Source organism: Rhodococcus sp. NPDC003383, from assembly GCF_053589115.1.
In genome coordinates this window covers 1-17,149 of the sequence record NZ_JBSFRG010000007.1, presented here as the reverse complement: position 1 = coordinate 17,149, position 17,149 = coordinate 1, and the positions used below count along the sequence as shown (strand labels likewise).

Genomic DNA, 17,149 nt, shown 5'->3' with positions numbered 1-17,149 from the left:
GCCTGCGGCAACGCGCGTGGATCATTCGTGTTAATTGCCGGACGACAGCGCGCGGAGGTACTCCTGGGCGCGCGACAGCGGCCACACTTCGGCCATCTTCTGCTGCATGTCGAACAGGTTCGACTGATGGATTGCAGAATCACGGTCCCCGACCGCGTCTTCCACGACGATCGGGATGAAACCGTGCTGCATGGCGTCGAGAGTCGTCGCTCGGACGCACCCACTGGTCGACAGACCCGCGATGAGAACGGTGTCGACACCGAGCCAGGTCAGGTGCGAGTTCAACGTGGTGCCGAAGAACGCGCTGGGATACTTCTTGGTCACCAGCATCTCGGCACAGGTCGGCTCGAGACCGTCGATGAATTCCCCGTACGGGCTGCCCTCGCAGAACGCGACGAGCGTGCCGGACTTCTTGAAGAACACGCCCGCGTCGGACCCGTCGGCGCGGAGGCGAACCTCGGTGATCACCACCGGGATTCCGGCCTCGCGGGCCTCGGCGAGCAGCGTGCGCATCGCCTCGACGTTCTCCTCCACACCCGCATACAGCGGGCAGTTGGGGTCGATGTAGGCGCGGGCCGGATCGACGACGATCAGGGCGGGGCGGGCACCGGGTTCGAGTTCCTGACCGAAGCCGGCGCGGGCGTAGTCCTCCGCCTGGGCGGCGCGATCGGCGATGGTCATGCTGACTCCTTCAACGTGGAAACAGAATCGAGTGTGTGGACGGTCGCCGCCGGATTGCGGCGTGGAAAGGCAAGGCACACCGCGACACCGGCGAGAGCGACGAGGCCGAGTGCGATGCCGACGACGCGGACGTTGTCGACGAACCGGGTCACCTCGCCGCTGCCGAGCGAGCCGAGGGTGCCGCCGTACGCGGCCTGCCGCGCCGCGGTGCTCAAGCCCGCGGTCGCGAACACGAGTGCGAGTGCGGTGCTCAGCAGATAGCCGACGTTCTGCAGCGTCGAGCGCAGCCCGTTGGCGATTCCGCGGCGGTCGGCGGGTGCGGTCAGCATGAGCGCGCTCGTCGACGGAGTCATGAACAACCCTGTCCCGCAACCGAGCACGAACAGGAACGGCGCGGTCGCGCCGAGCGAACCGCCGTCGGGCGAGAGCATCAGCGCGATGCCGAACAGTCCGACGGCATTGAGCGCCATGCCCGTGGCGGTGAGCGTGCGGGGACCGAAGCGCAACATCAGCGACCCTGCGGCGGAGGCGGCCACGACCGTGCCGATCGCGACGGGCATCACCAGCGCCCCGGCGGTGACGGCCGAGATCCCGCTCACCGCTTGCCCGTACAACGACACGAGCAGTGTCACCGCGTACGTGGCGACCGCGTTGACGAGCACCGCGGCGAGCACGAGTGCGATGCCCCGGTTGCGGAACAGTGTCACGTCGACCAGCGGATGCGTGCGCCGGATCTGCACGCCCACGAATACAACTGCCAGAACGACACTCACGCCACCGCATGCCCACGGCAGCCACGGCAACGAACTCACGCCGGGGGTCAGCGCGAGGACCACCGCGGTGAGCAGGACCGTGGACAGCACCGCGCCGGCCATGTCGAACGGCTCCCGCTCGACGGCCTTGCGGGGACTGCGCGGAATCACCCACACCGACGCCGCGATCGCGACCAGACCCACGGGCAACACCACCACGAACAGTCCGCGCCACCCGAACGCCGCGGTCGCGGCCCCGCCGACGAGCGGTCCGACCACCTGGGCGACGGCCGCGACGGTTGCGTTCCACCCGAGCGCCCGGCCCAGGATGCGAGGGGGGAAAGTGTCCGTGAGCAGGGCCGTGTTGTTGGTGACGACGGCCGCTGCACCGGCACCCTGGAGGACGCGGGCGGCGATGAGCCATCCGGCGGACGGTGCAAGCATGCACAGCCCGGTCGCCACCGTGAAGGTGGCGAGCCCGGCGAGGTAGAGCGGCCGGCGGCCGATGATGTCGGCGAGGCGGCCGAACACCAGAATAAGTGCCGTGGTGACGAGCATGTAGCCGAGCAGGATCCACGTCGACTGCGCCCCGGACGCGTCCAGCTCCCGTGCGACGGTCGGCAGCGCGACCGTCAGACCGCTCAGGCTCAGGAACACCGCGACCACGCCGATGCTCAGGGCGGCGAACACCCGCCACGGGCGCGGATGACGCTGTGTGACAAGGCTATCCATCGGCACGTCTGGTGTGGACGTCGGTGACGGTCTGCAACACGTGCGCCAGGCGCAGGCACGTGTCGTCGGCCCACGGCCGCCCCACCAGCTGCACCCCGACGGGCAGTCCGTCGACGAATCCGGCCGGTGCCATGACCGCGGGGAAACCGAGGTAGTCGAACAGGCTCGTGTTGCGGCCCACGATCGGCTGCATCGGGTGGCGGACGCCGTCGATCTCGACGGTGACGTCGGACAGCCGCGCGGCGGTCGCGCCGATGCCGGGGGTAACGAGCACGTCGATGCCTGCAGCGTCGAACGCGTCGACCGCTGCCCGCTGGGCGAGGGTGCGGCGGCGCACCGCGCGCAGGTAGTCGACCGCGGAGGGGACGAGTCCGCGTGCGATGCGGACCTGCGTGCCGATGTCGTAGTCCGCGAACTTCGCGAGCGACCCCTCCTGGTTCGAGGCGAGTTCGCTGGTCATCACGATCGTCACGTCGTCGTGGATGCGCTGGGCGTCGGGGATGTCGACGACCACGACGTCGGCGCCGAGGTCGCGGAAGGTCTCCACGACCGCGTCCCATGCGCCGAGCACCGCGGCGTCGCACAGGTCGGTGAACCACGCGGTCGGGATGCCGATCCGGACACCGGCGAGCGACGGGACGGTCGCGATGCCGGTGGCCGCGAGAGCGTCCCGTACCTCCTGGGCGACCGGCGCAGGCGCGGCCGCGGGATCGTGCCCGTCGGATCCGGCGAGAAGGTCGAGGACGATCCGCAGGTCGGCCGCCGAGCGCGCCATGGGTCCGATGTGGTCGAGGGTCCACGACAGCGACGCGACGCCGGTGCGCGGGACGAGACCGTAGGTCGGTTTGATGCCGGTGAGGTTGCACAGCGCGCTCGGGACTCGGATCGATCCGCCGGTGTCGGTGCCGAGGGCCAGCGGGACCAGCCGAGCCGCGAGGGCTCCCGCGGAGCCGGTCGACGAGCCGCCGGTCCAGCGCGAGCGGTCCCACGGGTTCGTGACCGGACCGTACCGAGCGTTGTGCGGTGCACCGCACGCGAATTCGGTGGTCGCGGTGATCAGGACCGGAATCGCGCCGGCGGCGCGAAGTCGCGCCACGGCGGTCGAATCGGCGGCGGCGACGCGGTCGCCGGTGGTGCGCGATCCCGCGGTGACGGGTGCACCGGCGACGTCGATGATGTCCTTGACAGCGAAGAAGATTCCTTCGAGCGGGCGGGCGGTCCCGTCCGTCCAGCGCCGGTCGGATTCCGCGGCCGCACCGTCGGCGCCGTCGACGACGGCGAGCACCGCTCCCCCGACGAGCGCCGGGTCGGTCCAGCGGGAACGCAGGGCGGCGAGCACCGCGCTCGGTGTGGTGCTCCCGGACGCATACGCGGCCAGGAGGTCGCGAACCCCCAGTTCATGCAGTGGCGCGTCCACCGACACAGCGTCCGCGGGGGCGGGTATCGGGGGTTGCGGGACCGGGCTCGACGCCAGCAGCGCCGCGGAATGCGCGGGTTCGCACGGCGGCCCGTCCGGCACCGGCTCGAGCGGCACGAGCCGGGACGCGTCGAGCAGCGGCGCCATGTCGACGCGAGCCTGCGGCAGCAGGTCGTCGACGGTGGTGGCCGCGGTCGCGGTCAGGTCGGGATAGTCGGTCGCGGTCATCCGACCACCTCCTTCGGGACAGCGGACGGACGCGGGAGCGGCGCGGCGCGCACGGTCCCGTCGGTGAGGTCGGCGAGCAGGCGCAGCACGTCGGGGCGGCGGTCGCGGGCCAGCGGGAACGACGCCCGGCGCGCGGGCACGGCATCGAGGTCGATGGTGACGCGTAGGGTCTCCCCCGAACTGTGGGCCGGAGCCTGGGCGACGATCTCACCGCTCGGGGAGATCACGCAGGACAGCCCGAAGTAGTCGACGGTCACACCGTTGAGGGTTTCGGGGCCGCCGCGGTTGGCGGCGATGATCCAGGTCTGCGATTCCAGTGCACGGGTTTGCAATTCGGCCAGGAACAGGTCTTCACGGCTGCCGAGCGATGAGACGATCGCGAGCATCACTTCCGCGCCGAGTGCGCGGGCGACCGCCCAGCATTCGGGGAAGGTGCGGTCGTAGCAGATGACGCAGCCGAAGCGGGTGCCGAACGCGTCGACGGTGGCCGGGGCCTGCCCGGGCGAGAAGTGGTACTTCTCGTCGATGTCGACGTCGCCGACCTTGCTCGCGGGCAGCGACAGCTTGCGGTAGGCCGGCACGCTTCCGCCGTCGGGGGTGCGCCACGCGAGCACCTCGCCGGTCGGGTCGATCAGCACCACGGAGTTGTGGGTGACGTCGTGGGCGGTGCGCTCGAACATGCCGAAGGTGATGGCGCAGCCCAGGTCTCGCGCGAGTTCGCCGAACAGGTCGGTGGCGTCTCCCGGGATCGTCTGCGCCCACGGGGTGCGGTCGACGTCGTGGCTCGTGCAGAAGTAGGGGGTGGTGATCAGCTCCGGGAGGACCACCAGGTCGGGGGTGCTGCCGTCGTCTGCGGGTGCCGCCGCGGTGCGGACGAGTGCGGCGAGCCTGGCCAGGTTGCCGAGGAGGTCCTCGGTCAGTTCGCCGGCCTGCACGATGGCGACGTCGAGGGTGCGCGAAGTCAAGGAGGAACCTCCGGGGAGAAATGGGGACGGGTGGGAGCGCGGCGTGCTGCACGCGCTCCCACCCGTCGATCGGGGTCAGGCCGCTTCGGCCGCGATGGCGTTGCGGCTCTTCATGAGCGGCTGGATTCGGGTACCGAAGTTCTCGATGCCCTGCACGAAATCGTCGAAGGTGAGCATGATGCCCTTGATGCCCTCGAGCTCGGCGACCTCGTCGAGCATCTTCGCCACCGTCTCGTACGACCCGACGAGGGTGCCCATGTTGAAGTTCACCGCACCCTCGGGCAGCGAGATGGTCTTGGCGGTCGAGGCGTCGTCGGCGGTGGCGTCGGCCGCGGACTGGTCGGCCATGTAGCCGAGGGCCTCGAGGTCGGCGTTGTCGTGGTAGTCCTGCCACTTCGCCTGTGCCGCTTCGTCCGTCTCGTCGGCGATGATCATGAACAGGGTCAGCGCGCCCACGTCCCGGCCCGTGGTCGCGGCGGCATCGGCCAGCGTCTTGACGGAGTCGGAGATCGCGGTCGGGGTGTTGATGCCGGTGCCCATGATGAAGTTGAAGTCGGCCATCTCGGACGCGAACTTCATGCCGCTCTTGGACTGTCCGGCCGCGACGATCGGAACTCCGCCGCCGGTCGGGCTCGGCGAGAGGACGCACTCGTCCATCGTGTAGTGCTCGCCCTTGAAGTTGCTGACGCCGTCGGCCCACAGCTGCTTCATGACCGTGACGTACTCGGTGGCCTGCGCGTACCGGTAGCCGAAGTACTCCTCCCCCGGCCACAGACCCATCTGCGTGTATTCGTTCGGGGCCCAACCGGTCACGATGTTCACACCGAAGCGGCCGGGAGCGATCGAGTCGATCGTCGAGGCCATGCGGGCCACGATCGCCGGCGGCAGGGTCAGAATCGCGGTCGAGGCGAACAGCTTGATCTTCTCGGTCACCGCGGCGAGACCTGCCATCAGCGTGAAGGACTCGAGGTTGTGGTCCCAGAACTCGGTTTCACCACCGAAGCCCTTGAGCTTGATCATCGACAGCGCGAAGTCGAGTCCGTGCTCCTCGGCCTTCTGCACGACCGCCTTGTTGAGCTCGAACGAGGGCATGTACTGCGGAGCGCTCTTGGAGATGAGCCAGCCGTTGTTGCCGATGGGGATGAAGACGCCGATTTCCATATCACTCCTGACGGGCGGGGAGATTCGAGGAAGCGAACTGGGCCGCGCTGTCCGGCTCGCTGTGACTTCGAATGTATGCAGGAGTTATTGCCGGTCCGGGACCGTCCGGTAACAGACCTGTTGCCTATGTTAACGATCATGAACGGGCTCGGCGCACACCGCCGCACTCCCCCGCTGCACCCACTCCACATCGAACTTCCGATGCACCGGAGCGCCTGCCGCACCGTCGATCCGCGCCAGCAGCAACTCCGCCGCCGCTACCGCCATGTCCTCGAGCGGCTGACGCACCGTCGTCAGATCGAAGATCGACCAGCTGGACTGCTGGAGGTCGTTGTAGCCGACAATGGAAACATCTTTCGGCACAGACAGATTCAGACGCTTCGCGGCATCCAGCGTGCCGTAGGCCATGTAGTCGGTGGCGCAGAACACCGCTGTCGGGCGGTCCTCGCCGGCGAGCAGCGCAAGGCCACCCTCGAGGCCGGTCGACGCATCCACGGCGCCGCGATACACCCGCTTCTCGTCGAGCTCGACGCCGCGCGCCGCGAGGCCGTCACGGAAACCCTGCTCGCGCAACCGGATGCTGGGGTTCTGCAACGGACCGGAGATCAGGCCGATCCGGGTGTGCCCCAGATCGACCAGGTGGTCGGCGATGAGCCGGCCACCGCGGACGTTGTCCGACGTCACGCGATCGACCCTGCCTGCATGCCGGTCGTCGACGTCCCGGCTGAGGATCACCAGCGGGATCTTCCAGTCGATCATCTCCGACACCATCGGCGAATCGAGCCGCGACGAGATGAACACAACGCCGTCGACCAGGCCCCCGCGCAGCGCGAGGATGTCCTTCTCGAGGGAGCCTTCGGTGCGGTCGCTCATCAACAGCACCCGGTAGTCGTGGCGCGCGAAGCAGTCCTGCAGGGTGTTCACCAGCGTCGGGTACGACGGATTGCGCAGGTCGCCGCTCACGATGCCGATGGTCGACGACTTACGCGTGATCAGGCTCCGCGCGGTGACGTGCGGGACGTAGCCCATCTCCGCCGCGAGGGCCTGGATGCGCTCCCGCGTCTCCTCGATGACCCGCGGATCGTTCCTGAGCGCACGCGACACCGTCGACTGCGACACTCCTGCGCGGCGTGCGACGTCGTAACTGGTGACCGACTTGCTGCCCATGACGGGATTCTAGGAGCAACCGGCGAGGACGGCCGGGCGAGCGGATTTCGCGACCCGCCGCAATGACCCCTGACGCAGCAGTCCGAACACTGCCGACCCATCGGCGGCGGCGTTCGGAGTTGGAGGCGAATTGCATTCGACGAAGGTGGTCTCACTATTCGAGTCGACGATGCCCACATCAGCAAAGCCAGCAGGAGTGGCCAGCTCACGCAGGTCCAGGGCGCATTCGGACATGCCGGGCACATGCTCCGGTACGTCGGCGATGTCGTTGGACTGAGTATGGATGGCGCGGGCGATCTGGACCAGCGGGAGGATCTTGCTGCTGCGGGCCTCGTCGATCCAGTCGTTCAAGCGGGGCAGCGGCGGTCACGCCGGCCAGCTGTAGTTCTTCCACTCGGTGGCGATTGTGGTCTCATACGACAGGAAGAACTCGTCCCGCCCACGCTGCTGGGTATGAGCGTGCTCCGGCTGCTCCCGCCATTGAGCGATAGCCTCGCGGGACTCGAACCTCGCCACCGCTAGCTCCGAGCCGTCCTCCCCTGCGAATCCCTCGATGGAAACGAACCCGGGAACCTGAGAGACGAGGTCCAACATTCGTTCGAACGTCCTCTGATATTCCTCCTGGTCGACGTCGGTGCGGGTCTTGATGTGGAACAGGACGATCTCCATGGCTCCTCCAGTCGAGTGTCGTTAGGTGGTGGTATGCCGAGCACCGAGCGGTCCGGAGTGAAGGACAAGACCCATCGGCACGTCACCGTCCACCCGCGGTGTACCAACCGCTGTGCGAAGGTCGATGTGGCCGCCCGCGCTTCGCGTCTTGTCGAAGCTGAGCGTCGCGTTGTGGATATCGGCGCCGCTGAGATCCAACCTGCCGCTCTGAAAGTTCGCACCTGCGAATTGAAGCTTCGCTCGGCCGAGCTGCGCAGACGCCATGGTGACGTCCTGGTTGAAGAATGCGCCGGCGAAGGAGACGGTGCCGGCGAATATGGCGTGATTGAACGTCACGAACCCGGTGCCGCAGAAGCGCGCGCCCGCGAACGTGGGTCCGGGTGCCGCGATGGTGGCGTGATCGAACGAAACCTCGCCCTGACCGAGTTGCGCGCCGGCGAAGGTGACCGAACATCCCGGATGAAATGTCACGTTCTCGAAACTCAGCGACCCATGCTCGGGGGAAGACATCCTGTCGAATCGCACTGCGCCGCGGACAAAGTGAGTGTCTGTGAACCGAACGTCGGCCCCTTTGTCGAGAATGACGTCATCGAACCACACCTCCGCGCCGTTGAATCGAGAACTGCCGAAGTTGGAAGTGCCCGAAAAGACCGCCTTGCGGAGGTCGAGCCTTCCGGAATCGAACCGGACGTCCCGGAAATCCACGCTGTCGAGGTGTGCGCCCCTCAAGTTGAAGGTGGAATTCGACCAGCTCGTCGCGCTGCCTGCGCGTAGTCGGTCCACGATGGCCTCGAGCGCCGCCCTGCGCGAGTCGGGTGCCGGGGGTACCGCTTTACTATGCGAGTCGGGTACCTCGCTTGTCGCTCCTGGAATCGGTCCGTCCGATCGAATGTGCATACACAGCACGTCGATACAGGCCTGCCGGTTGTTCGGCCAGATGTCGGCTAGCTGAGCTAGCGCATACACACCGGCGGCCCGCACCGTTTCGTTGTTGTCTCCGATCTGCTTGGCCGCGCCCTCGAAGCGGTCGGTCAGGTGCCCCGCCTCCGTCAGGCGATAGGTTTTGTGACCGAACCAGACGGTGAACGACGTACCCACGGCGACGAGCGCAGCCACCAAACCGGTTCGAATATCCGCCATGACCTTGTACTCGTCGTCTTGCTGCTCCGGAGGAAAGGGCGGTGCCATCAGTCCGGGGATCACCCACACCACGATGGCGAGTCCGACGACAGTGACAACTCCTGTAAGGAGGAACCGAAGGAACGCGCTACGCCGAAGCTGGGACCGCCACGCACTCTGAGTCATCGCCGCACCAATCTGGCTAGTTCTGAAGACAACGATTCACCGTGCAAGCAGTCGTGTCGAAGCCGGAATTCGTCCATGAAAGGCGACTGGAGGCTGCCGAGCTCGAACGATTCCGGCCCGCGGGGAAACAACGCTCGCGCCAGCTGAAAAGGCCGGGGAGACGATGCATCCATCGCGCCGAGAACGGCGTCGCGGTCGATTTCTCCGGGCGGGAACGCACCGGCCATTCGGCTGGCGCAGTCGAGTGCGTCGGCTGGGTGGTCGGCGAGTTCGAGCAGACGGTTCAGCGCGCGCCCCCGGACATCGATGTAGAACTGCATCGTGTAGTCGTCAGGCCGTTCGACACCGTGGAAGAGGTAGGCGTGCCGCACGGCCTGGCCGTACTCGTCCGCAGCGATATCGTGCCGATGTTGCTCCCAGTCCATATCTGCGCGCAAGAGCAGCAGGTTAGCGGCGAGTTCCTCGTCGTCCTCGTCGATGAGTTTGCTACTGCGCCGAAAGTGTTTCTCCACCGTGGTCGGGTCCGGCGCCGTCCTGCCTGCCAGCAGTTGCGCTAGCTCGAACTCGACCCATGCCGCGTTCCAGTCGTCGGGGAGCAGAGGTAGTGCCCGAAGATAGTAGAAGTCGGCCCGCGTGTCGGCGGGGTGGGCGTAGCGGTAGGTGTGCGCCATGAAGATGTCCAACAGCGCCGCCAGACGACGTTTCTTGCCTTTCAGGGTTTCGGCGCGGCGGCCTGTGCCGTGCCGGTGCAGGCCACACAGGTGCTTGACCTGCAACAGTGCCTGTCGGACCGAAACCCAGTCGGCGTTCTCAGGTTTGGCAGACCGCAGCGGGTAGGACTGCAAGATCGTCCTCAGCGCCCCGTGGAGTTGGTCGAGTTCTGGCCAGACGGCTTCATCGGGGAGGATGTCGACGTCCCACAACGCGCGGTTCTGTCCGGCCGACGGTTCGCGGTGCTGTCCGGCGAGGACACCGAGGTCGGCGACGAGCTGATCGCAGAAGTCGAAGTGAACGTAGTTCCCCCACCACCAGAACGCGTCGAGGAAAACCAGCGAGATGTCCCGGATGACCTGGGAACGGTCTGACGATCGCGATGCCAGACCGCTGTGGACCAGCCACTCACGCTTGTTTCGCTGCCACGCCGGATCCTCATAGACGAAGGACTCACCGTAGCTGGTGTTCTTCGAGCCGGACACCTTCGCCCGGTAGTAACTCGTCGCCCAACGGTTGAGGTCAGCAAACCGATCCGGGTCCGATACCCGCATCAGTTCCAGCAAGCCGCTTCTGACCAAGGACGTGACGCGCAGACGGGAGCCGTCCGCCGACAGGTCCTCGACGAAGGGAAAGTCGGCTAGGCAGGTGAGCAGGGCCCGCACCTGGCCGCCCGACACGGTCTTTGGGCCGAGCAGGTGCCGCAGCAAGGGAGCGTCGAACTGCCGTGGCACTGCGGCGACATCGAGCGTGGACGCCATGAGTTCGTCGATATCGTCGCCGACGGCGACGCCTCCGATGCTGACCGACCGGACCAGCAACTGCGCGAGGTGCGCCGCGCGACGGCGGTCACTGGGCATGGCAACAAGCTCATCGAAGACCGGATCGGAAGTGCTCATCTGAAGGTCGCCGCGCCTCGACAGCAACTGGTAGAGGAGCTTTAGGACTGCAGGATGACCTCCGCTTGCCGCGCAGATCTGCCGAACCATCGCCGATGACGGCTGGTGCCCCGAAACCCCGCACAGCCAGGCCTCGACAGTCGGCTCGTCGAACTGTGAGATGCGGGTGATCCGGGTACGTTCCTGGTCGAGGGTAGACAACAACGTATCGGATTCCTGAGCAAATACGACCACGGTGGTGGAGAGACTGAGTACGAGTTCACCGAGCCAGAGCCCGATCTCCTGGTCGGCGATATCGTCGGCGTTGTCGAGCAGCAGGAAACATCCGTGATCTTCGGTCATCGCGTTCCAACGCGTCGCAAACTTGTGGGCGATGTCACCGGCGGCATTGCGCCACGCATCAGCCAGCACTATCGGGTCGAGCGGGCGGAATCTCTCGTCGACGAAGTCCTCGATCCGAATGATCCGCGCGTCGTACACCTCGGCATTACGCACACTCAAGTCGAGCTCGCGGATCTCTCGCCGGTCGGCGTCAGTGCCGATCCGCCCGATCAGTGCCTCCAGGAGCCGAACGAACTGTAGGTAGCTGGCCTGAATAGCCCCAACGGACGCGTCGGGTCCTTGGTCGCCACGGTGTCCGGGATCGAACTCGCTAAGGTCGATCCGCACTGCTGCTCGCGGCTGAGCATTCAACTCGATGTGCTCGAGCATCGCGCTCTTGCCACAGCCGAGGACTCCGCACAGCACCTCGACATGATCAGCCGGCACCTCCGTGTGCAGGATCGTGTGAACAAGGTCCGGATGCACTACCACGTACACCGGATGCACTGCCACGTAGACCGGACGCACTACCACGTACATATCGATCACCCGCCTACCGTCGAGTCGCGGCCCGAGTCGCCGCCATATCGAGCAAACGCCTCGATCAGCTCGATCGTCATGAGTAGTCGACTACTCGATTTCTGCTTCACCGTTCGGCGAATGATCCGCTACTCGTAGCCATGGACTCGACCCGCGTGCCGGTGGTGCAGTCGCGACCGCGCTGGGTGTTCGCCGATCGCGGCTGCGACCCGGGCAAGTACCGGAACCTGCTGTCCGCCCGGGGTATCACCCCGAAGATCGCTCGCCGTAGCGCCGCTCACGGTCCGAGCCCAGGAAGGTGCGCTGGGTCGTCGAGCGCACTTTTGCCTGGTTACATCAGTTCAAACGTCCTCGTATTCGTTCCGAAGTACGAGCTGACCTATATCACGGACTGCTCGAGCTCGCTTGCAGCATCATCTGTTTGACGCCGTTGCAGCGATCATTCTGACACGGTCAGTAAGGTGATCACAGCACTCACCAGGCAGCTCCGCTCGTCGCGATGACCCTAAGTACTCGCTGTTCGGCTCGTGAATTCTTGCAGGACAGGAACTTCCCGAGGTACGAGGCTGGCACCGAGCCAGCCCCCACCATTCACGAATCACCCCCTACCGGCGCACTGCGCGATACCCTCAGTACAAACTTGAATCATCGACCGTTTCCTTCGGGAGGTGCGAGCCATGAGCGAGCCACACAGTGCCGCCCCGGGATGGTATCCAGATCCCCAAGGCAAGCAGCACTACTGGGATGGAACGCAATGGCTGTCACTTCCTGAACCTCCAGGACCGGAACCTGATCAACGGAAGCGATTGAGCCGCGGCATGATCGGATGCATTGCCGCGTGCTGCGCAATTCTGGCTCTTACGGCAGTTGCAGTACTGAAGGTCAATCACGACACAGACGTCGATGCAAAGGCGGCAGCCGCCGAGACAGCTCGGCAGAGCGCCGAACGTCGGGCGGCGGAGGTTGCCGATCGCGAACGGAAAGAAGAAGCCGAGCGATCGATGAGGCAGGCAAGCGTACATCAGGTCGAGGCCAGCATCATGGAGATGGCGACGGGTCACGCAAACTCATCGATCATCGACGGTCCGATCCTCTCGGTTTCATGTTCTCCCGTAGCGGGTGGATCCGTCGACGATCTACTAGCTGCCACTACAGTTTTGGAGTGCTTTGCCGCCACACAGGAGAACCCGAACGGAAGCCGAAGCGGATACAAGTATCACGCAACCGTGAACTGGGAGACAGGGAGTTACACCTACGGGTTCGGCGCGCCGTAACCGAACCAGCAGGGCTGAGTTCACTCGACTGAGAACATCACGCCCAAGGTTCTCATCGAAGTATCCGAAAACATGAGGGGTAGCGAGCACCCTTCCGAGTCCAGACTCGCCGCACATCCCTTCGAGACAAAATCATCGTGCTGAGTGTAGAGAATTTCAAATAGTTGATTCAGGCTGTCGTGATATGAGGGGTCGAGGGATTGCATCGCGGAACGTTCGAAGAACTCCACGTATGCTCTCCGCTCGTACATGCAGGTCACCGGATCCACATCGTCCGCGCACGCCGTCGAGGTCATTTGGTCGAACTGTTCAGCCATCGACGCTGCTTGTCGCGTTGCGCGCTGCGTTGTGATTGGGCTCGGCAATGGAGAACTCGAAGTCGTGGTCGCCCGATTATCTTCCGTCCACTCGGGAGGCGTTGCCTGTTCATCCGATGAACCGCACGCTGCCAGTACGGCAATGACCGCGGACGAGGCAAGAGCGAAAAATGTTCTCCTCATTCACATATGGTGCCATCGTAACCGCTAGGCCGTCCCGGAGTTGGGGTTCGATTCGACCGCTGACGTCGGCGCCGCATAACAAGAGGAACGTTGACCGAAGGGGCGCCTATGGGCTGCCAACCATTCAGCATCGTCCGAGTAGGTGACGATGTCGATTTCCGGATGCTGCGCCTCCTCATACGCGCCTTCGACCTGATTGTCGACGTGGACGAACAGCACGGAATCGACCAGCGCGGTCGCGTCGCTGCGGACGAGCGAGACGACGGCCCGCCTGTCCGGGGTTTGAACGAGCACCACTCCAGGTTCATCTCGTCGACGGAGAGCTCGAGGTAGTCGGTGTAGACCTCCGTGCTCCTCGACGTCAGGGAGGATCAGCGTTGCCGTGATGCCGGTGGGTTGCATGCGGAAACTCCCTCGGTCGATGCCGGGGGCATTACCCGTTTGCACGACACAGCATCAACCCACAGCCTGGTTCGATATGGGCCATCAGCTCCACTCGCAGGCGACACCGTCGCCGTCGGCGTCGAGCTTGGACCGATAACCGGGCTCACCTATATACAAAGGTGCCGCGCCGGCCGCACGGGCGGCAGCACAGTTCTTGTAGTAGGCGCTCGACTGCGGCGCAGGTGCCGGCGGCGTGTACTCAGGGGTGGGCGTGTACACGGGCGGCGGGGTGTACGCGGGCGTGTACACCGGAGGCGGCGGGGGCGGCGTGTAGGTCGGCGCCGTCGTCGAAACGCTCGAGGGCTGTCCCCCTGGAAGTGGCTGCGTCAGATCACGCCTCGGCGCACTCGTGGTTGCGGGCACTGCCGAGCGAACCGTCGTCGATACCACCCGGGCCGGCTCCACGTCGGATCCGGAGTCCGAACCGCTCGTTCCGATGATCAGACTGCCTGCCACCACGGAAAACAACGCGACGCCGACACCGGCCATCCATCGCTTCGTACGCCGGCCTGCAGAGGTACCGGGCGACGCGTTGACGGCCGTAACGCTCGGAGGTCTCGAGGCGGCCGCGGGCGTGCGCGGCGACGGGCTCACCGGCTTGGTGAACGACACCCCGGAACTCGCGCTGCTCGACGTCGACACGAACGGTTTGAGCGTCGCACTCGATATTGTGGGCACAGCGTTCGTCGTCGACACAGACTTTGTCGTGGACACAGCGCCCGGGCCGCGAAGCCCGACACGATTCCGCTCCGTCACTCGTCCCGAGGAATCGAATCCGTACAGCTGGATGCCCCTGGCGGTCGCGTAGTCGACGGCCGTCTTTCCGTAGCCGTTGAGTGCAAAGTAGGCCATCGCGTCACGAGATCCGGACCCGCGATTTTCGTACATCTTCGCCAGCTCGGACCGGTTGACCGGAGTTGCTCGCACCGTCACCTGGGCCACGACCCCGCGTGCCTTGATCTGCATCCGAGCCGATCCTTGGGCGTCGAGGGTGAAGCCCAGCGACTTCAGGTGGCGTTCCGCGATCGCCTTCGCTTCCTTCGGTGTCAACTGCGCGGTCATGCTGCCCCTGCCGTTCACTGCTTCCACTCCGTGCCCGGAGAGCCCGGGACGGTGTACTACAGGGTGTAGTCGTTCCGCGAGCGCCAGGCGTTACACCGTCGACTCCGAAGCGAATGCGTGTTCGAAAGAATCCTTGCGCCGCCGGTAAGCCCGGTGCCAGAATGGCCCAATCGTCACGACCGTGGCGTCACAACTGAAGAAGGCCCGCCAGGAGCTGCAACTCCCGACGGGCCGGATGTCCGACTGTAAGGGAGTCGAACGTGGGCCAGAATACCCTGGCTGGCGGCGTGCGTCGTGGACCGCGCCTCGCCAGCAACTTCACCATTCTCAGCAATGCCGTCATCAACGACGAGCGCCTCTCCTTCCGCGCGCGTGGCGTGCTCGTGTGGCTGTTGTCGAAGCCGGACGACTGGCACACCCGGTCCGAATCGATCGCCGCGCAGTCCCCGAAGGAAGGCCGCGACGCCGTCCGCTCGGCACTGCGCGAGCTCGCCGACCTCGGCTACCTCGTGCGCGAGAAGATCCAGGACGAACGTGGCCGGTGGAGCACGATCCAGACGGTGTACGAGGAACCCGCGACCGGCCCGACGCCTGGAAAACCGACCCGCGGACGCACCGACGTCGGACAACCCGGCGCTCTAGTAAGTACTGATAGATCAAGGACGAAAACCAACCGCTCGTCACGAGCCCGGAAGGCCGTGACCAGTCCCGCGGTCGGCCGGCTCGCCACGGAATGCAGCGCTGCCGGATTGACCGCGACCTTCGCCTATCTCAAGCCCGACGACGCCGCAGCCATCGACCGACTCGTCGAGACACACGGGATCCCGCCACTGGTCACGGCCGCGAAGTCCGTTCACCGCGCCCACGATCCGATGAGGTTCGCGCAGGCGTGGATTCCGCTCTGGCAGGCACTCCCCGAACCTTCTGCCACGCAGCCGAAATGCGCCGCGTGCGACGAGTACGGGTGGCTACCCGACGACGAACACGGCCGTGCCGTCAGGTGCAGGTGCCGCGCCGTTACTGCGGCGTGACTTGCGTGCACCACGATTGGAGGAAGAATAGTCAAACATCCCAGCACAGAGGGCACTTTCGTCACTTCGGCTCACAACCGCACCGGCCGTGGGTAGATTTCGCCCCGATATCACCCGATATTCCGGCCAACAACACGTTGAAAGATTTCGTCGGCGGTAATCTGTGGTACGCGACATCATCCCAATGTCGCTGCCGCTGTTAACCATCTGGACGATCTCGCGGGATTTCCGGTCGGAGGCCGACGTGCGTGGATTTGGTATCGATCTCGGAACTGCCAACACTGTCGTCGGGACGCCCGAGGACGGAATAGTCCTGAACGAGCCATCATTGATGATGGTGCGAACGAAGGATCCGCATCGCGCGCTCGCGATCGGCCAGGATGCGAGTGCCCTCGTCGACCGAACTCCGGTCGGGATCACGCCGGTTCGCCCGATACACAACGGCGTGATCGTGGATCTCGAATCGGCTCGGGCCTACGTCTCGGCCGTCATCAAGCGGGCCGCCCCGGCCCGACGGTCCGTAATGCGGCCGACGGGCATCATCGCGATTCCCGCAGGCGCCACCCCGCTCGAACGTCGGGCACTGCTCGAGGTCGGGCACGAGGCCGGTCTGCGGAAGGTGGCCTTGGTACCGGAACCGGTTGCGGGTGCCCTCGGATGCGGGATCAACCCGCTCGAACCGCGCACCCATCTCATCGTCGACATCGGCGGCGGCACTTCGGAAGTCACCGCCATCTGCTTCGGCGGTGTCCTGTCGCACCGCAGCTGCAGGATGGCCGGCGAGGACCTGACCAGGGCGATCCACCGGTATCTGCGTGCGAAGCACGAGATCATCGTCGGCGAGCTCACCGCCGAGCGGGCGAAGGTGGGCACTACGGAGACCACCGACGGACAGACGCTCGTGGTGGAGGGCCGCGACGCAGCGACCGGCCGGGCGCGACTGCTCACCCTCGAAACCGACGAGATCATGGATGCGGTAAAGCCCGCCATGACCGGCATCGCGCAGACGCTGGCCGCATGCCTGGACGATCTTCCTCCGCGGGCGATCAGCGACATCATGGCCGAAGGCATTCTGGCGATCGGCGGCGGATCGATCCTGCGGGGCATGTCGCAGATGATCGAAGAGTCCTTCGGGCTCCCCGTGAAGACCGCCGAGCGCCCGCTCACCTGCGTCGCAGAAGGCGCGACCGCCTGCATGGACCACCCCGAGGTGGTCGCGGCCTTCGCCTCCTGACCGCTCCCCCTCGTGCGTGGTTTCGGTAGCACCCGCTACCGACAACACCCCCCCGG

The 17,149-nt window shown here is 65.7% G+C and carries 16 protein-coding genes and 1 pseudogene; 4 read left to right on the top strand and 13 right to left on the bottom strand.

What is annotated here, in order from left to right:
- Positions 1-30: 30 nt before the first annotated feature.
- From ACWDTS_RS08695 to ACWDTS_RS08650, 10 genes are all read right to left on the bottom strand, one after another.
- A complete protein-coding gene (locus tag ACWDTS_RS08695) occupies positions 31-681 on the bottom strand; it encodes an isochorismatase family protein (RefSeq protein ID WP_450117979.1) in 651 nt (216 codons plus the stop codon).
- The gene (locus ACWDTS_RS08690; protein WP_450117978.1) at positions 678-2,165 is read right to left on the bottom strand and encodes an MFS transporter; all 1,488 of its coding nucleotides are present in this window, start codon (positions 2,163-2,165) and stop codon (positions 678-680) included. Before ACWDTS_RS08690 ends, ACWDTS_RS08695 begins: the two co-directional genes overlap by 4 nt.
- A complete protein-coding gene (locus ACWDTS_RS08685) occupies positions 2,158-3,810 on the bottom strand; it encodes an amidase (protein ID WP_450117977.1) in 1,653 nt (550 codons plus the stop codon). The genes ACWDTS_RS08690 and ACWDTS_RS08685 overlap by 8 nt, the downstream gene beginning before the upstream one ends.
- The gene (locus ACWDTS_RS08680; RefSeq protein WP_450117976.1) at positions 3,807-4,775 is read right to left on the bottom strand and encodes a carbon-nitrogen hydrolase family protein; all 969 of its coding nucleotides are present in this window, start codon (positions 4,773-4,775) and stop codon (positions 3,807-3,809) included. The genes ACWDTS_RS08685 and ACWDTS_RS08680 overlap by 4 nt, the downstream gene beginning before the upstream one ends.
- Positions 4,776-4,850: 75 nt before the next feature.
- Complete coding sequence (rutA, locus tag ACWDTS_RS08675; RefSeq protein ID WP_450117975.1) at positions 4,851-5,936, bottom strand: pyrimidine utilization protein A; 1,086 nt, start codon at positions 5,934-5,936, stop codon at positions 4,851-4,853.
- A 129-nt stretch (positions 5,937-6,065) separates the two neighbouring features.
- Complete coding sequence (locus ACWDTS_RS08670; protein ID WP_248675846.1) at positions 6,066-7,103, bottom strand: LacI family DNA-binding transcriptional regulator; 1,038 nt, start codon at positions 7,101-7,103, stop codon at positions 6,066-6,068.
- Between the two features lie 9 nt (positions 7,104-7,112).
- Positions 7,113-7,454: a hypothetical protein gene (locus tag ACWDTS_RS08665; RefSeq protein WP_450117974.1), complete on the bottom strand. Its 342-nt coding sequence runs from the start codon at positions 7,452-7,454 to the stop codon at positions 7,113-7,115.
- 15 nt (positions 7,455-7,469) lie between these two features.
- Entirely contained in the window at positions 7,470-7,772 is a 303-nt protein-coding gene (locus tag ACWDTS_RS08660; RefSeq protein ID WP_450117973.1) for an antibiotic biosynthesis monooxygenase family protein, read from the bottom strand.
- Positions 7,773-7,793: 21 nt separating this feature from the next.
- The gene (locus ACWDTS_RS08655) at positions 7,794-8,975 is read right to left on the bottom strand and encodes a pentapeptide repeat-containing protein (protein ID WP_450117972.1); all 1,182 of its coding nucleotides are present in this window, start codon (positions 8,973-8,975) and stop codon (positions 7,794-7,796) included.
- Between the two features lie 98 nt (positions 8,976-9,073).
- A complete protein-coding gene (locus ACWDTS_RS08650; RefSeq protein WP_450117971.1) occupies positions 9,074-11,557 on the bottom strand; it encodes a hypothetical protein in 2,484 nt (827 codons plus the stop codon).
- Between the two features lie 164 nt (positions 11,558-11,721).
- On the opposite strand from ACWDTS_RS08650, the pseudogene ACWDTS_RS08645 reads away from it, so the two are divergent.
- Positions 11,722-11,996, top strand: a pseudogene (locus tag ACWDTS_RS08645) (transposase); the annotation flags it as partial.
- A 229-nt stretch (positions 11,997-12,225) separates the two neighbouring features.
- Positions 12,226-12,822, top strand: coding sequence for a DUF2510 domain-containing protein (locus tag ACWDTS_RS08640; protein WP_450117970.1), 597 nt, complete (start codon positions 12,226-12,228; stop codon positions 12,820-12,822).
- Positions 12,823-12,842: 20 nt separating this feature from the next.
- Here ACWDTS_RS08640 and ACWDTS_RS08635 read toward each other — a convergent pair whose 3' ends face one another.
- The 3 genes from ACWDTS_RS08635 to ACWDTS_RS08625 form a co-directional block, all read right to left on the bottom strand.
- Positions 12,843-13,139 carry a hypothetical protein gene (locus ACWDTS_RS08635; protein ID WP_138998024.1) on the bottom strand — a complete coding sequence of 99 codons (297 nt, stop codon included), beginning with the start codon at positions 13,137-13,139 and terminating at the stop codon, positions 12,843-12,845.
- A 207-nt stretch (positions 13,140-13,346) separates the two neighbouring features.
- A complete protein-coding gene (locus tag ACWDTS_RS08630; protein ID WP_450117969.1) occupies positions 13,347-13,616 on the bottom strand; it encodes a hypothetical protein in 270 nt (89 codons plus the stop codon).
- A gap of 192 nt (positions 13,617-13,808) precedes the next feature.
- A complete protein-coding gene (locus ACWDTS_RS08625) occupies positions 13,809-14,828 on the bottom strand; it encodes an excalibur calcium-binding domain-containing protein (RefSeq protein WP_450117968.1) in 1,020 nt (339 codons plus the stop codon).
- A gap of 260 nt (positions 14,829-15,088) precedes the next feature.
- Between ACWDTS_RS08625 and ACWDTS_RS08620 the strand changes: the two genes are divergently transcribed.
- Positions 15,089-15,859, top strand: coding sequence for a replication protein (locus ACWDTS_RS08620; protein ID WP_450117967.1), 771 nt, complete (start codon positions 15,089-15,091; stop codon positions 15,857-15,859).
- A gap of 244 nt (positions 15,860-16,103) precedes the next feature.
- Positions 16,104-17,093, top strand: a complete 990-nt coding sequence (locus ACWDTS_RS08615; protein ID WP_450117966.1) for a rod shape-determining protein — start codon at positions 16,104-16,106, stop codon at positions 17,091-17,093.
- Positions 17,094-17,149 lie beyond the last annotated feature (56 nt).

Coding starts and splice junctions, on each gene's coding strand:
- ACWDTS_RS08695 (WP_450117979.1), bottom strand. CDS start 681: ATGACCATCGCCGATCGCGCCGCCCAGGCGGAGGACTACGCCCGCGCC.
- ACWDTS_RS08690 (WP_450117978.1), bottom strand. CDS start 2,165: ATGGATAGCCTTGTCACACAGCGTCATCCGCGCCCGTGGCGGGTGTTC.
- ACWDTS_RS08685 (WP_450117977.1), bottom strand. CDS start 3,810: ATGACCGCGACCGACTATCCCGACCTGACCGCGACCGCGGCCACCACC.
- rutA (WP_450117975.1), bottom strand. CDS start 5,936: ATGGAAATCGGCGTCTTCATCCCCATCGGCAACAACGGCTGGCTCATC.
- ACWDTS_RS08670 (WP_248675846.1), bottom strand. CDS start 7,103: ATGGGCAGCAAGTCGGTCACCAGTTACGACGTCGCACGCCGCGCAGGA.
- ACWDTS_RS08660 (WP_450117973.1), bottom strand. CDS start 7,772: ATGGAGATCGTCCTGTTCCACATCAAGACCCGCACCGACGTCGACCAG.
- ACWDTS_RS08640 (WP_450117970.1), top strand. CDS start 12,226: ATGAGCGAGCCACACAGTGCCGCCCCGGGATGGTATCCAGATCCCCAA.
- ACWDTS_RS08635 (WP_138998024.1), bottom strand. CDS start 13,139: ATGGCTGAACAGTTCGACCAAATGACCTCGACGGCGTGCGCGGACGAT.
- ACWDTS_RS08625 (WP_450117968.1), bottom strand. CDS start 14,828: ATGACCGCGCAGTTGACACCGAAGGAAGCGAAGGCGATCGCGGAACGC.